We start from the raw sequence: 14,216 nt of genomic DNA, 5'->3' as shown, positions 1-14,216 counted from the left end.
GAAATTGCCTTTATTACAGCAACTGCGCCAGGCGGTTGATATCCGACTGAATCGCCCCGGCGGTCACATCGCGACCCGCGCCCGGCCCACGGATCACCAGCGGGTTATCGCGATACCAGCGGCTTTCAATAGCAAAGACATTATCGCACGGCAGCAGCGCCGCCAGCGGATGCTCCGGACGCACCGCTTCAACGCCGACGCGCGCTTTGCCATTGGCGTCGAAACGCGCCACGTAACGCAACACCAGCCCCAGTTCGCGGGCTGCCTCCAGACGCTGCACCATCTGTTCATTCAGCGCGTCGCCGTTTTCGAAAAAGTGATCGATAGACCCTTCTTCACAATGCGCCGGCACCAACGATTCTACACGCACCTGATCCGGCTCGATGTCGTATCCCGCCTCGCGCGCCAGAATCACCAGCTTACGCATGACATCTTTTCCGGAAAGATCGACGCGCGGATCGGGTTCCGTCAGCCCCTGCTGCCAGGCCTGATCCACCAGATCGGTAAACGGCACCGTGCCGTCAAATTGCAGGAACAGCCAGGATAGCGTCCCGGAGAAGATCCCGCTGATCGAGAGAATCGTATCGCCGCTGTCAATCAAATCCCGCACCGTGTGGTTGATCGGCAACCCCGCGCCCACGGTGGCGTTATACAGCCAGTAACGCCCGGTTTTTTCAAACGCGTCATGAATCTGGCGATACTTATCGCTGGCGCTTGCGCCCGCCAGTTTATTGGCGCTAATCACATGAAAACCGTGGCTGGCGAAATCCAGATACTGATCGGCCAGTTGCTCGCTTGCTGTCACATCCAGCACCACTAAATCATCATACGGATGCGCACGCATCCACAGGAATAGCGACTCTTCGTCCTGCTCAACGGCTTCATCATCAAAGAATGCCAGCGCGCGGCTGGCATCCAGCCCTTCATAATTCAGCAGGCTACGGCGGCTATCCACCACGCCCGCCAGCACAAATTCAAAACCAGTACGCGCGGAAAGCGTGCTTTGTTCACGGGCAAATAGTTCCAGCCAACGGGAGCCGATGTTCCCCTTACCGAACAGCATCAGGCCAATGCGTTTTTCGGCGCGGAAAACAGACTGGTGCAGCCCCTGAATCAGGCTCTCAGTCGGGCCGGTACGCAGCACCGCCACCAGACTGATGCCCTCCTCCGACTGCCAGGTAAACTCCACTGGCTGACCTTTCAACTGCTGCCAGAAGCGATGGCAGTGTAGCGGATTGCGAGTGACGCCCGCACCGACCATCGCCACCAGCGCCAGCCCCTGCCGCAGGCGCAATTCGCCCGGCAGCCCGACATCGTCGAGGAGTTTCAGTACGCTATCCGCTACCTCGGCGGTATAGCAGAACTGTAATAGCTGGCGATCGCGATGCACGCCCACCGCCAGCGGACGCGCCTGCGCCCGTTTTAAAATTTGGTCGAGCTCTTTGTGCGCCAGCCTGAAATCCTGGCTGGCGGGCACCTGAAACTCAATCAGACAGATATCATCGTGACTGGTCACGATACGCGCGCCCGTCCCGGAAGCCAGCACTCGTTCAATTCGGGTTGACCCTTGATCCGGCGTGTAGCTACAGCGCAACTGCAAATCGATATCGCTGCCGGACACTGGCTGTAGCGTGCGGGCGTGCAGAACAGGCGCCGCCAGACGCGCCAGCTCGCTGGCTTCGTCCAGACGCAGCAACGGCAGCAGGCAGGCATCTTTCACTTTGCGCGGGTCGGCGCTATAAACGCCCGCGACATCGCTCCAGATGGTCACGCGGGAAACGCCCGCCAGCGCGCCGATTTGCGTGGCGGAATAGTCGGAACCGTTCCGGCCTAACAGGACCGTTTCGCCGTCGTGATTGCGGCTGATAAAGCCGGTCACGACCAGACGTTTGCCAGGATGCTGCGCCAGTAGCTGTTGCAATAAAGGATAAGATAGCCCTTCATCAACCTGCGGCTGTGCGGCGCGTTCGGCGCGTAAAAATGCGCGCGCGTCCAGCCAGGCGGCATCCAGCCCCTGCTGATTCAGGACGGCGGACATCAATCTCGCCGACCAAATTTCGCCGTGTCCGACAATCTCGGCATAGACGGCATCCGTTACGCCGCCGTCGAGCAAGGCGGCAAGGCGTTCCAGATCGCTGATAAAAGCACTGGTTAAATCATCTGCCGCGTCGGCGGGAAGCAGCCCGCTAATCAGATCGCACTGGTAGCGGCGTAACGTCTGTAATACCTGATGCGCAGAAAGGCGATCGGTCTGGCTTAACTTGAGCCAGCTAATCAACTGGTTGGTGGTACTGCCTGCGGCGGACACTACCATCATATCGTCAGGCTGCGAATACTCCGCCATAATGCCTGCGACACGCAGGTAACACTTCACATCCGCCAGACTACTGCCGCCAAATTTATGCAGTTGACGACCTTTCGCCCCTGCCTGCGCAATCACACTCATGTTTACCCCTTGTTTGCAGCCCGGAAGCCATTTTCCAGGTCGGCAATTAAATCTTCGCCATCTTCAATACCGGTGGAGATACGCAGTAGCGTTTCGGAGATCCCGGCGGCGGCACGCGCCTGCGGCGACATACCGGCATGCGTCATGGTGGCGGCGTGAGAGATCAAACTTTCCACTCCCCCTAAAGATTCCGCCAGCGTAAACAGCGACAGCCCGCCCAGAAAACGACGCAGCGTCTCCTCATCCCCATCCAGTTCAAAACTCAACATTGCGCCAAAGCCTTTTTGCTGACGCGCGGCAATTTCATGCCCCTGATTTTCCGGCAGCGACGGGTGATACAGTTTTTTCACCAACGGCTGGGTTTGCAGATATTTCACAATCGCCTGCGCGTTGCGCTGCGCCAGCTCCATACGCGGCACCAGAGTTCGCAAACCGCGCAGCAGCAGATAGCTATCAAACGCCCCGCCAGTGACGCCAATATTATTCGCCCACCACGCCAGTTCAGTGACCATTTCCGGATCTTTGGCAATCACCACGCCGGCCACGACATCCGAATGACCGTTGAGATATTTCGTGCATGAATGCAACACCAGATCGGCACCCAACGCCAGCGGATTTTGCAGCGCCGGGCTTAAAAACGTGTTATCAACGACGCTCACTGCGCCCGCCTCGCGCGCCAGCCGACAGATTTTCGCAATATCCACCACGCGTAACAATGGATTACTTGGACTTTCTACCAGTACCAGCTTCGGTTTTTCTTCCAGCGCCGCCTGTAAGGCGCGTTCATCGCCCTGATCGACAAACCGCACACGATAACAGCCGCGTGTCGCCAGACTGTCAAACAGACGATAACTGCCGCCGTAACAATCATGCGGCGCGACCAGCAGATCGCCCGGCTTGAGGAAAACGGTGGTGACCAGATGAATCGCCGACATGCCGGTATTCGTCAATACCGCGCCCGCGCCGCCTTCCAGTTCCGCTAATGCGCGCTGAACCACATCACGCGTGGGATTACCGCGGCGGGAATAATCATGCGCGCGCGGCTCATTGAAACCGGTAAAGTTATAGGTACTGGAGAGGTGGATTGGCGGCACAACGCAGCCGTATTGCTCGTCGTCGTTTAATCCGCTACGCACTGCGATAGTGGCCTGTTTACGCGTCATATGAAGATATTCCTGGCTGAGTCGGTGAAAGTCAGGCCACAGATTAACCACTACCAAGATAGACGTCAATACATCTGGACATCTAAACTTCTTTGCGTATAGATTGAGCAAACCGCAAATAGCCGTTAAAATTATATGCATTAGCGCACATCTGCGACCGCTAACTTCGTGTCAGGGCCGCGCCACTACGGTAAACTACGCGCGATTATGGTCCGGGCTCAGGTTCAGACCTCAATATTAATGACGAAGAGGATTAAGTATCTCATGGCTGAATGGAGCGGCGAATATATCAGCCCATACGCTGAGCACGGTAAGAAGAGTGAGCAAGTCAAAAAAATTACGGTTTCCATTCCTCTGAAGGTGTTAAAAATCCTCACCGATGAACGTACGCGTCGTCAGGTGAACAACCTGCGCCACGCCACCAACAGCGAGCTGTTGTGTGAAGCATTTCTGCACGCCTTTACCGGGCAACCCTTGCCGGATGATGCCGATCTGCGAAAAGAGCGCAGCGATGAAATCCCGGAAGCGGCAAAAGAGATCATGCGTGAGATGGGGATTGACCCGGAAACGTGGGAATACTGATAGCAAAGCATGCGGTCAGAACGCCTCTGGCCGCGCTTTTTTAACGATTCCCCCTGTACGCGGCTATCTCCGACATTTTTCTAAACGTTCATCTTCCCGAATAGCCCTCGATAGATAAATTTGTCAGACATGATAAGTTTCTCTTCGTTACTTTCCTGAAAAAAATTCCCGACATGCCATAACCGATATAATTTTATTATATTTAAACTTCCAATATTTATTTAATGTTTCACGTAGCAAAGCGTACATTAATAATAATACACCGCCATATATTTACTGAACAAATAGTATAACGATGAGTATTGTTAAAAAGACCATGGACACCTCATATTTGTGACCAACATCATTATTCCCCTCCGCGGATTGTTTTACTTTTTTAAATGTTTTTTCATCTCCAATAAATAAGAAGGTTAATATACATTCATTTTATCGATAATATCGAATGGGGAAATAAATATGTTATTTACAAGGAAAGTCTTACCTGTATTATGCTGCCTGTGTTTGAGCGGCAGCGTTTTGGCCTCAGGCGTTTTAGACCCAAACAGGCCAATGGTCGCATCAGCAGATGTCATTCCAGTCCATGAAGGGCCATTAGGTATGGTCGATGTCGCCCCCTACGGCGGCGTTTTCCCATTAACAGCAATCATTAATAAAGCCAATCATAATGTACAGGACGTGAAGGTTACCGTTTTAGGGAAAGGGGAAAAAGGCATCCCGATCAGTTATGATGTCGGCCCGCAGGCTATAAATACCCATGACGGCATACCTGTATTTGGCTTGTATCCAGATTATGTCAATAAGGTTAAAGTTGACTGGACTGAAGAAGGTAAAAAACAAACTTATACGTGGTCCATTTACGCCGCACCGGTATCATTACCCTCTACTACCGGGCAAACTGCCGTTCTTCCTACGGTAGAACCGGTTAAAGTCGATAGCTCGCTTAAAAATCGCTTATATCTTTTTAACCATATAACGGGGATGCCAAGAGCCGGCCACATTATGCATGTCGCAGGCGGCGCGGCGAACTGGGATTATACCGGTATCAACTGGATTAGCGATACGAATGGCGATGTTCGCGGCTATATGAATATTGATAAATTCCGTAACCAGGATGATATAACGCGCTTTGGTTCCATGATGAGCTTCCATCAGGTTAACGATGGCAATCTTATTTTTGGCCAGGGTCAACGTTACTTTAAATATGATTTCTTAGGCCGCGTTATTTCCGATAAACGACTGCCAAAAGGATTTATTGATTTTTCGCACGCCATTACCGAAACGCCGAAAGGCACCTACCTGCTGCGTGTCGCAAAAGAAAATTATCCATTAAATGGTAAATACACCATCAATACGGTGCGTGATCATATTCTTGAAGTTGACCAGAACGGCGATACCGTCGATTACTGGGATCTGCCAAAAATCCTCGACCCCTATCGTGACGACGTTATTCTGGCGATGGATCAGGGAGCGGTATGTTTGAGCGTCGATGCCGAACACTCCGGTCAGGTCATGACCAAAGAGCAGCTTGCAAAACAACCCTTCGGCGATATCGCGGGTTCCGGCCCGGGCCGCAACTGGGCGCATGTTAACTCCGTCAGCTACGATCCTCGCGACGACAGCATTATCATTAGCTCGCGCCACCAGTCTGCCATCATCAAAATTGGTCGCGATAAAAAAGTGAAATGGATACTTTCCGATCCATCCGGCTGGAAAGGCGAACTGGCGAAAAAAGTGCTGAAACCCGTAGACAGCAACGGTAAACCACTAACCTGCGAAGCGCACCACTGCGACGGTGGATTTGACTGGACATGGACACAACATACCGGTTGGTTAGTGCCATCCAAAAGCACCGGAGGTAAAACCGTCGTGACCGCCTTTGATAACGGCGATGCGCGCGGCATGGAACAACCGGCCATGCCATCAATGAAATATTCCCGCGGCGTGGAATATCAAATTGACGAAAAAAATATGACGGTTTCCCAAATGTGGGAATATGGTAAAGAGCGCGGTTTTGACTGGTACAGCGCCATTACTTCCGTCACGGAATATCGCCCGGAAACCAAAACGATGTTCATGTACTCGGCTACAGCGGGAATGAGCGGTACAAAACCGATCGTTTCCGTTCTGGATGAAGTCAAAGACGGTACTCAGGATGTGATGCTGGAGCTAAAAGTACACAGTAACCGTGCCGGTATGCTGGGTTATCGGGCGCTGATTATCGATCCAGAGCAGATGTTTAAAAAATAAAGCGAGATAGTAAAAGTAAAACAGGCGGAAGCTAACTTCCGCCTGAATAGTTAAAACGTATTGTAGTTATGACATTCGCCTTATTGCCCTCGAAGAGGAATGCAAAAATATCAATGAATTACCAATCCAGCACCGACCCGATAAGCGCAGCGTCATTAGACAAACGCCACAATATACCGCGCCTTTGCTGGTGATATGTCATGAAAAAGCTCTTTATCGCCTGGATAAGTTTATTGCTATATGGCTGCACAACCTTTCCACAAGCCGTAAAACCTACGACAGGCGGACAGCCCTCCCCGACGGAAATCTATATCGTCAGTCATGGCTGGCACACGGGAATTATTGCGCCGGCCCATGATGTTAATACCGTTCTGCCACAGCTTAAAAAACGGTTCGCTCAGGAGACGCAGTGGTATGAAATCGGCTGGGGCGATAAGGGCTTTTATCAGTCACAAGAAATAACCACCGCGCTTACGCTCCAGGCCATGTTCTGGTCATCCGGCGCGGTTATGCACATCGTCGCCTTTTCCGGTCAACCAGAACGCTATTTCGCCGGTAGCGAGATAAAATCACTGCTCCTGCACACAAACCAGCGTAACAGTCTGATGCGTTATCTGGGCCGCAGCTTTGCGCGTGACGCAGAGGGTAATCTGATTCCGTTAAAACAAGGAATTTACGGCGATAGCCAGTTTTACGCCGCGAATGGCCGCTACGGCATACTCAATACCTGCAATAAATGGACAGCGAAGGGGCTGGAAAGCGCGGGACTGACTATAAATCCTTCGTTAAAACTCACGGCAGGAAGCGTAATGAAAGCGATTACGGATCACAGAATGTGTCTGAACAAATACTGTTATCCCTAGAAAACAAAAAAAGCGCCCTGCGGCGCTTTTTTCTGACGGTAACTTATTTGCTGCCAGGGATGCTGAAGCGCTTGTTGAAGCGCTCAACACGACCACCGGTATCAACAACACGCTGCTTACCAGTGAAGAACGGGTGGCATTTGCCGCACACGTCCAGGTTCAGGTCGTGACCCACGGTAGAGTGGGTTTTGATAACATTACCGCAAGAACAGGTTGCAGTAATTTCTACGTAATTCGGGTGAATACCTTTTTTCATGGGGAACCTCAGTGTAAGGCCGCGTCGCTCTTCCAGCCCTAACGCCAGACACCACGCGAAGTTAATAGTAAAGGGTTTGATGCTCACAACACGCACCAAAGGCGGCGAATCATACAGAATTTGACCACCGTATGCAAACTGATCCGCGCTCCCTTATCGTAATGTGTATACTACCCGACGAAATTTCAAGTCAGGAAGATGCTATGTCCGTCGCGCACGTTGCCTTGCCCGTTCCGCTTCCCCGAACCTTTGATTACCTGCTGCCGGAAGGCGGGGTCGCCAAAGCCGGGTGCCGCGTGCGCGTGCCGTTCGGCAAGCAGCAAGAGCGCGTGGGCATTGTCGTCTCGGTTAGCGACCACAGCGAATTGCCGCTCGATGAATTAAAATCGGTCATTGAAATCCTGGATAACGAGCCAATCTTTTCTCCCTCCATCTGGCGCTTACTCCTCTGGGCGGCGGATTACTACCACCATCCCCTCGGCGACGTTCTGTTTCACGCTCTGCCAGTTTTACTGCGTCAGGGAAAACCAGCCAGCAACGCGCCTCTATGGTATTGGTTCGCCACCGAAGAGGGGCAAGCCGTCGACATCAACAGCCTGAAACGTTCCGCCAAACAACAACAGGCGCTGGCGGCGCTGCGGCAAGGAAAGATCTGGCGCTATCAGGTAGCCGAGCTTGATTTTACTGACGCCACGCTGCAAACGCTGCGGCGTAAGGGGCTTTGTGAGCTTGCCAGTGAAACGCCCGCGTTTACCGACTGGCGGGAGCATTATGCCGTCGCAGGAGAGCGCCTGCGGCTGAATACCGAACAGGCGACAGCAGTCGGCGCGATTCACAGCGCGTCGGACGGTTTCTCCGCCTGGTTGCTGGCAGGCGTAACCGGTTCCGGCAAGACCGAAGTGTATCTGAGCGTGCTGGAAAACGTCCTCGCCCAGGGCAAACAGGCGCTGGTGATGGTGCCGGAAATCGGCCTGACGCCGCAAACGATCGCCCGTTTTCGCGAACGTTTTAACGCGCCGGTGGAAGTGCTGCATTCCGGGCTAAACGACAGCGAGCGTCTTTCGGCATGGCTGAAAGCGAAAAACGGCGAAGCGGCGATTGTCATCGGCACGCGCTCCTCGCTGTTTACGCCGTTTAAAAATCTTGGCGTGATTGTCATCGACGAAGAGCACGACAGCTCTTATAAACAGCAGGAAGGGTGGCGCTACCATGCCCGCGATTTGGCAGTGTATCGCGCCCATAGCGAGCAGATCCCGATTATTCTCGGCTCCGCCACCCCAGCCCTGGAAACGCTATGCAACGTGCGGCAGAAAAAATACCGGATGCTGCGTCTGACGCGGCGCGCAGGCAACGCCCGCCCAGCCCTGCAGCATGTGCTGGATTTAAAAGGCCAGCGTCTTCAGGCGGGACTGGCGCCCGCCCTTATCGCCCGTATGCGCCAACATCTCCAGGCCGACAATCAGGTAATTTTATTTCTTAACCGCCGGGGATTCGCGCCCGCGCTGCTTTGCCACGACTGCGGCTGGATTGCGGAGTGCCCGCGTTGCGATCACTACTACACGCTGCACCAGGCGCAGCATCATTTACGCTGTCATCACTGCGACAGCCAACGTCCGGTACCGCGTCAGTGCCCCTCCTGCGGCTCCACACATATGCTACCGGTTGGGTTAGGGACCGAACAGCTGGAGCAGGTGCTGGCGCCCTTCTTCCCCGGGGTGCCGATCTCACGAATCGACCGTGATACCACCAGTCGTAAAGGCGCGCTGGAGCAGCATCTGGCGGAAGTTCACCGCGGCGGAGTGCGCATTCTGATAGGCACACAAATGCTGGCGAAAGGCCATCACTTTCCGGACGTCACGCTGGTGGCGTTGCTGGACGTCGATGGCGCGCTTTTTTCCGCAGATTTTCGTTCGGCGGAACGCTTTGCCCAGCTCTACACTCAGGTTTCCGGCCGCGCCGGGCGCGCGGGCAAACAGGGCGAAGTGGTGCTCCAAACGCACCATCCTGAGCATCCCCTGCTGCAAACGTTACTGTATAAAGGCTATGATGCGTTTGCGGAGCAGGCGCTGGCGGAACGGCAAACGCTCCAGCTTCCGCCGTGGACCAGCCACGTCATTATTCGCGCAGAGGATCACAACAATCAGCAGGCGCCCGTCTTTCTCCAGCAGTTGCGTAATCTGATTCAGGCCAGCCCGCTATCAGACGATAAGCTGTGGATCTTAGGTCCGGTTCCGGCCCTCGCGCCAAAACGCGGCGGCCGCTATCGCTGGCAAATTTTACTTCAGCATCCTTCACGGATTCGCCTGCAACACATCATCAGCGGCACGCTGGCGTTGATCAATACGCTCCCTGAAGCGCGGAAAGTTAAATGGGTTCTGGACGTCGATCCGATTGAAGGATAGTCCTCACGATGCGAGGCGGATCGTAAAATTAAAGATCCATCACACTTTTTATGAAAATTCTGTAACCGCTTCCACGCACTATCTGATAAAAATGTTTTCGATGAGTGTTACCAGGGATAGATCTGCGCCAGCAGTTCCCAGGCGAGGAGAAAGAGTGAAATCGAACAAGCAGGTTACTGCCGCTACGATGAAGGATGTTGCGTTGAAGGCGAAAGTCTCTACGGCAACCGTATCCCGCGCGTTAATGAACCCCGATAAAGTCTCCCAGTCGACCCGTAGCCGGGTTGAACAGGCCGCGCTTGAAGTGGGTTATTTCCCGCAGTCGATGGGGCGAAATGTAAAACGCAATGAATCCCGTACGATTCTGGTGATTGTCCCGGATATTTGCGATCCCTTCTTCAGTGAAATTATCCGCGGTATCGAAGTGACCGCGGCAGAACAGGGGTATCTGGTGCTGATTGGCGATTGCGCCCATCAAAACCAGAAAGAAAAAACCTTTCTTAATCTCATCATCACCAAACAGATCGACGGCATGGTACTTCTCAGTTCCCGACTGCCCTTTGACGCCAGCGTTGAGGAGCAGCGCAATTTGCCTCCGATGGTGATGTCGAATGAGTTTGCGCCGGAGCTTGAACTGCCGACGGTACATATCGATAACCTCACCGCCGCGTTCAATGCCATGAACTACCTGTTGGATTTGGGCCACAAGCGGATTGGTTGTATTGCGGGGCCGGAAGATATGCCGCTCTGTCACTATCGCTTACAAGGTTACGTACAGGCATTAAGACGCAGTGGCATTGTGGTCGATCCGCATTACATCGCCCGTGGCGACTTTACCTTTGAAGCCGGGGCAAACGCATTAAAGCAGTTGCTTGAGCAACCGTTGCCGCCTACCGCCGTCTTTTGTCATAGCGACGTAATGGCGCTGGGCGCCCTCTCCTGGGCCAAGCGCCAGGGTCTGAAAGTGCCTGACGATCTGTCGATTATCGGCTTTGACAATATCGCGCTGGCCGAGTTTTGCGACCCTCCGTTGACAACCGTGGCGCAGCCGCGTTTTGACATTGGTCGCGAGGCGATGCTGCTGTTGCTCGATCAGATGCAGGGGCAAAATGTGAGCAGCGGCTCGCGTTTAATGGATTGCGAGCTGATTATTCGCGGTTCTACGCGCGCTTTACCCTAAAGTAAATAGCTTTAAGACTCACCTGTCTGGTCAAAGGCCCGCCGCTTCAGTAACATGACGGGCTGACGAACGAATAAATACAGCGAAACGATAGTGGCACAACGAGATTATGTACGTCGCGGCCAACCGGCTCCTTCGCGGCGCAAAAAGAGCACCTCACGGAACTCACGGAAGAAGCAAAGCAACATGCCTGCCGTCTCGCCGGCAATGGTCGCGATTGCGGCAGCCGTCCTTGTGACCTTTATCGGCGGTCTGTACTTCATTACTCACCATAAGAAAGAAGAGTCCGAAACGCTACAAAACCAGAAAGTCACCGGCAATGGGCTTCCGCCAAAACCGGAAGAGCGCTGGCGTTACATCAAAGAGCTGGAAAGTCGCCAGCCGGGCGTGCGTACGCCAACGGAACCGTCCGCCGGCGGCGAAGTCATGAATCCGAATCAGCTCACCAGCGAGCAGCGTCAACTCCTGGAACAGATGCAGGCGGATATGCGTCAGCAGCCGACGCAACTTAACGAAGTGCCGTGGAACGAGCAGACGCCAGAACAACGCCAGCAAACGCTACAGCGCCAGCGTCAGGCGCAGCAGCAGCAGCAGCAGTGGGCTCAAACGCAGCCTGTTCAGCAACCACGTACGCAGCCGCGGGTAAACGAGCAGCCGCAAACGCGCACGGTACAGTCCGCCCCGGCGCAACCCGCGCGCCAAAGTCAGCCGCCGAAGCAGACGGCCTCGCAGCAACCTTATCAGGATTTGCTGCAAACGCCGGCGCATACCAGCGCGGCAGCGCCGAAAGCCGCGCCAATTACGCGCGCGCCTGAAGCGCCGAAGGCGACAGCAGAGAAAAAAGATGAACGTCGCTGGATGGTGCAATGTGGTTCATTCAAAGGCGCCGAGCAGGCAGAAAGCGTCCGCGCTCAGCTGGCGTTTGAAGGCTTTGACTCCAAAATTACCACCAATAACGGCTGGAATCGCGTGGTTATCGGGCCGGTGAAAGGTAAAGAAAATGCCGACAGCACCATTAACCGTCTGAAGATGGCGGGCCATACAAACTGCATTCGACTCGCCACCGGGGGTTGAAACCCTCAAAATCTCCCCCATCTATACTTGCATTATGCCCCGTACGCCGTACGGGGCCGCAATTCAGCATTAGTAACCAAGGGGTCTGCTCGTGACAACAATAGTAAGCGTACGCCGTAACGGCCACGTGGTAATCGCCGGTGATGGTCAGGCCACACTGGGTAACACAGTAATGAAAGGCAACGTGAAGAAAGTCCGCCGCCTCTACAACGACAAGGTCATTGCGGGCTTTGCGGGCGGTACTGCGGATGCATTCACGCTGTTCGAGCTGTTTGAACGTAAACTGGAAATGCATCAGGGGCACCTGGTCAAAGCCGCCGTTGAACTGGCGAAAGACTGGCGTACCGACCGTATGCTACGCAAACTGGAAGCGTTGCTGGCCGTCGCGGATGAAACCGCCTCGCTCATCATCACGGGTAACGGCGATGTCGTGCAACCTGAAAACGATTTAATTGCTATCGGCTCCGGCGGTCCTTATGCCCAGGCTGCCGCTCGCGCTCTGTTGGAAAATACCGAGCTCGGCGCGCGCGAAATTGCTGAAAAGGCGTTGGATATTGCAGGCGATATCTGCATTTACACCAACCATTTCCACACCATTGAAGAATTGACCGCCAAAGCGTAAGGACCTCTCATGTCTGAAATGACCCCACGCGAAATTGTCAGCGAACTGAACAAACACATTATCGGCCAGGATAACGCAAAGCGTTCCGTGGCGATTGCATTGCGTAACCGCTGGCGTCGTATGCAGCTTGATGAAGAGCTGCGCCACGAAGTAACGCCGAAAAATATTCTGATGATTGGCCCAACCGGCGTCGGTAAAACCGAAATCGCCCGTCGTCTGGCGAAACTCGCCAACGCGCCGTTCATTAAAGTCGAAGCCACCAAATTCACCGAAGTGGGCTACGTCGGGAAAGAAGTGGACTCTATCATCCGCGATCTGACCGATGCCGCTGTGAAAATGGTTCGCGTACAGGCTATCGAGAAAAACCGCTATCGTGCGGAGGAATTGGCGGAAGAGCGTATTCTCGACGTACTGATCCCACCCGCAAAAAATAACTGGGGCCAGGCCGAACAGCAGCAGGAGCCTTCTGCCGCCCGTCAAACGTTCCGCAAAAAACTGCGCGAAGGCCAGCTCGACGATAAAGAGATCGAGATTAACCTCGCCGCCGCGCCGATGGGCGTAGAGATTATGGCGCCTCCGGGCATGGAAGAGATGACTAGCCAGTTGCAGTCTATGTTCCAGAACCTGGGCGGCCAGAAACAGAAACCGCGTAAGCTGAAAATTAAAGACGCGATGAAACTGTTGGTTGAAGAAGAAGCTGCTAAGCTGGTCAACCCGGAAGAGCTGAAACAGGACGCTATCGACGCGGTTGAACAGCACGGCATCGTGTTTATCGATGAAATTGACAAAATTTGTAAGCGTGGCGAAACCTCCGGCCCGGATGTTTCACGCGAAGGCGTACAGCGCGACTTACTGCCGCTGGTAGAAGGCTGCACGGTTTCGACCAAACACGGGATGGTCAAAACGGATCATATTCTGTTTATCGCCTCTGGCGCGTTCCAGGTGGCGAAGCCGTCTGATCTGATCCCGGAACTGCAGGGCCGCCTGCCGATTCGCGTTGAACTTCAGGCGCTGACCACCAGCGATTTCGAACGCATTTTGACCGAGCCAAACGCCTCCGTCACCGTGCAGTATAAAGCGCTGATGGCAACTGAAGGCGTCAATATCGAGTTCACCGATTCCGGTATTAAACGTATTGCCGAAGCCGCCTGGCAGGTTAACGAAACCACCGAAAACATCGGCGCGCGCCGTCTGCATACCGTACTGGAGCGTCTGATGGAAGAGATTTCCTATAACGCCAGCGATCTGCACGGCCAAAACATCACAATTGATGCGGAATATGTGAGCAAACATCTGGATGCGCTGGTCGCAGATGAAGATCTAAGCCGTTTTATCTTATAATCGCGTCCAATGCATTTTCATCACTGTTGATGGGGCTGAA

At 53.9% G+C, this 14,216-nt stretch carries 11 protein-coding genes; 8 read left to right on the top strand and 3 right to left on the bottom strand.

What is annotated here, in order from left to right:
- Positions 1–13: 13 nt before the first annotated feature.
- Positions 14–2,446 carry a bifunctional aspartate kinase/homoserine dehydrogenase II gene (gene metL / locus NA330_RS21190; RefSeq protein ID WP_000110811.1) on the bottom strand — a complete coding sequence of 811 codons (2,433 nt, stop codon included), beginning with the start codon at positions 2,444–2,446 and terminating at the stop codon, positions 14–16.
- A 2-nt stretch (positions 2,447–2,448) separates the two neighbouring features.
- Complete coding sequence (gene metB, locus NA330_RS21185; protein WP_000197213.1) at positions 2,449–3,609, bottom strand: cystathionine gamma-synthase; 1,161 nt, start codon at positions 3,607–3,609, stop codon at positions 2,449–2,451.
- A 264-nt stretch (positions 3,610–3,873) separates the two neighbouring features.
- Here metB and metJ point away from each other — a divergent pair, with 264 nt between their 5' ends.
- From metJ to NA330_RS21170, 3 genes are all read left to right on the top strand, one after another.
- Positions 3,874–4,191 (top strand): met regulon transcriptional regulator MetJ, encoded by a 318-nt coding sequence (gene metJ / locus NA330_RS21180; RefSeq protein WP_000852811.1) that lies wholly within the window; start codon positions 3,874–3,876, stop codon positions 4,189–4,191.
- A 456-nt stretch (positions 4,192–4,647) separates the two neighbouring features.
- Positions 4,648–6,438: an aryl-sulfate sulfotransferase gene (locus tag NA330_RS21175; protein ID WP_000899639.1), complete on the top strand. Its 1,791-nt coding sequence runs from the start codon at positions 4,648–4,650 to the stop codon at positions 6,436–6,438.
- Between the two features lie 200 nt (positions 6,439–6,638).
- Positions 6,639–7,301, top strand: coding sequence for a TIGR02117 family protein (locus NA330_RS21170; RefSeq protein ID WP_052894827.1), 663 nt, complete (start codon positions 6,639–6,641; stop codon positions 7,299–7,301).
- A 43-nt stretch (positions 7,302–7,344) separates the two neighbouring features.
- On the opposite strand, the gene rpmE is transcribed toward NA330_RS21170, so the two are convergent.
- Complete coding sequence (gene rpmE, locus NA330_RS21165; protein WP_000715284.1) at positions 7,345–7,557, bottom strand: 50S ribosomal protein L31; 213 nt, start codon at positions 7,555–7,557, stop codon at positions 7,345–7,347.
- Between the two features lie 203 nt (positions 7,558–7,760).
- On the opposite strand from rpmE, the gene priA reads away from it, so the two are divergent.
- From priA to hslU, 5 genes are all read left to right on the top strand, one after another.
- The gene (gene priA, locus NA330_RS21160; protein ID WP_023242415.1) at positions 7,761–9,959 is read left to right on the top strand and encodes a primosomal protein N'; all 2,199 of its coding nucleotides are present in this window, start codon (positions 7,761–7,763) and stop codon (positions 9,957–9,959) included.
- Between the two features lie 154 nt (positions 9,960–10,113).
- Entirely contained in the window at positions 10,114–11,139 is a 1,026-nt protein-coding gene (cytR, locus tag NA330_RS21155) for a DNA-binding transcriptional regulator CytR (RefSeq protein WP_000841337.1), read from the top strand.
- A gap of 93 nt (positions 11,140–11,232) precedes the next feature.
- On the top strand, positions 11,233–12,213 hold the full coding sequence (gene ftsN, locus NA330_RS21150; protein ID WP_000068807.1) for a cell division protein FtsN: 981 nt from the start codon (positions 11,233–11,235) through the stop codon (positions 12,211–12,213).
- Positions 12,214–12,304: 91 nt separating this feature from the next.
- Positions 12,305–12,835 (top strand): ATP-dependent protease subunit HslV, encoded by a 531-nt coding sequence (gene hslV, locus NA330_RS21145; RefSeq protein ID WP_000208240.1) that lies wholly within the window; start codon positions 12,305–12,307, stop codon positions 12,833–12,835.
- A 9-nt stretch (positions 12,836–12,844) separates the two neighbouring features.
- On the top strand, positions 12,845–14,176 hold the full coding sequence (gene hslU, locus NA330_RS21140; protein WP_001293360.1) for an HslU--HslV peptidase ATPase subunit: 1,332 nt from the start codon (positions 12,845–12,847) through the stop codon (positions 14,174–14,176).
- Positions 14,177–14,216 lie beyond the last annotated feature (40 nt).

Origin of the sequence: Salmonella sp. NW722, assembly GCF_051702785.1 — a bacterium.
GTDB lineage: Bacteria > Pseudomonadota > Gammaproteobacteria > Enterobacterales > Enterobacteriaceae > Salmonella > Salmonella enterica.
Note: the sequence above shows the minus strand (reverse complement) of the source record. Positions and strands in the feature narration are given on the sequence as shown.

Coding starts and splice junctions, on each gene's coding strand:
- NA330_RS21175 (WP_000899639.1), top strand. CDS start 4,648: ATGTTATTTACAAGGAAAGTCTTACCTGTATTATGCTGCCTGTGTTTG.
- hslU (WP_001293360.1), top strand. CDS start 12,845: ATGTCTGAAATGACCCCACGCGAAATTGTCAGCGAACTGAACAAACAC.
- rpmE (WP_000715284.1), bottom strand. CDS start 7,557: ATGAAAAAAGGTATTCACCCGAATTACGTAGAAATTACTGCAACCTGT.
- priA (WP_023242415.1), top strand. CDS start 7,761: ATGTCCGTCGCGCACGTTGCCTTGCCCGTTCCGCTTCCCCGAACCTTT.
- metL (WP_000110811.1), bottom strand. CDS start 2,446: ATGAGTGTGATTGCGCAGGCAGGGGCGAAAGGTCGTCAACTGCATAAA.
- metJ (WP_000852811.1), top strand. CDS start 3,874: ATGGCTGAATGGAGCGGCGAATATATCAGCCCATACGCTGAGCACGGT.
- metB (WP_000197213.1), bottom strand. CDS start 3,609: ATGACGCGTAAACAGGCCACTATCGCAGTGCGTAGCGGATTAAACGAC.
- NA330_RS21170 (WP_052894827.1), top strand. CDS start 6,639: ATGAAAAAGCTCTTTATCGCCTGGATAAGTTTATTGCTATATGGCTGC.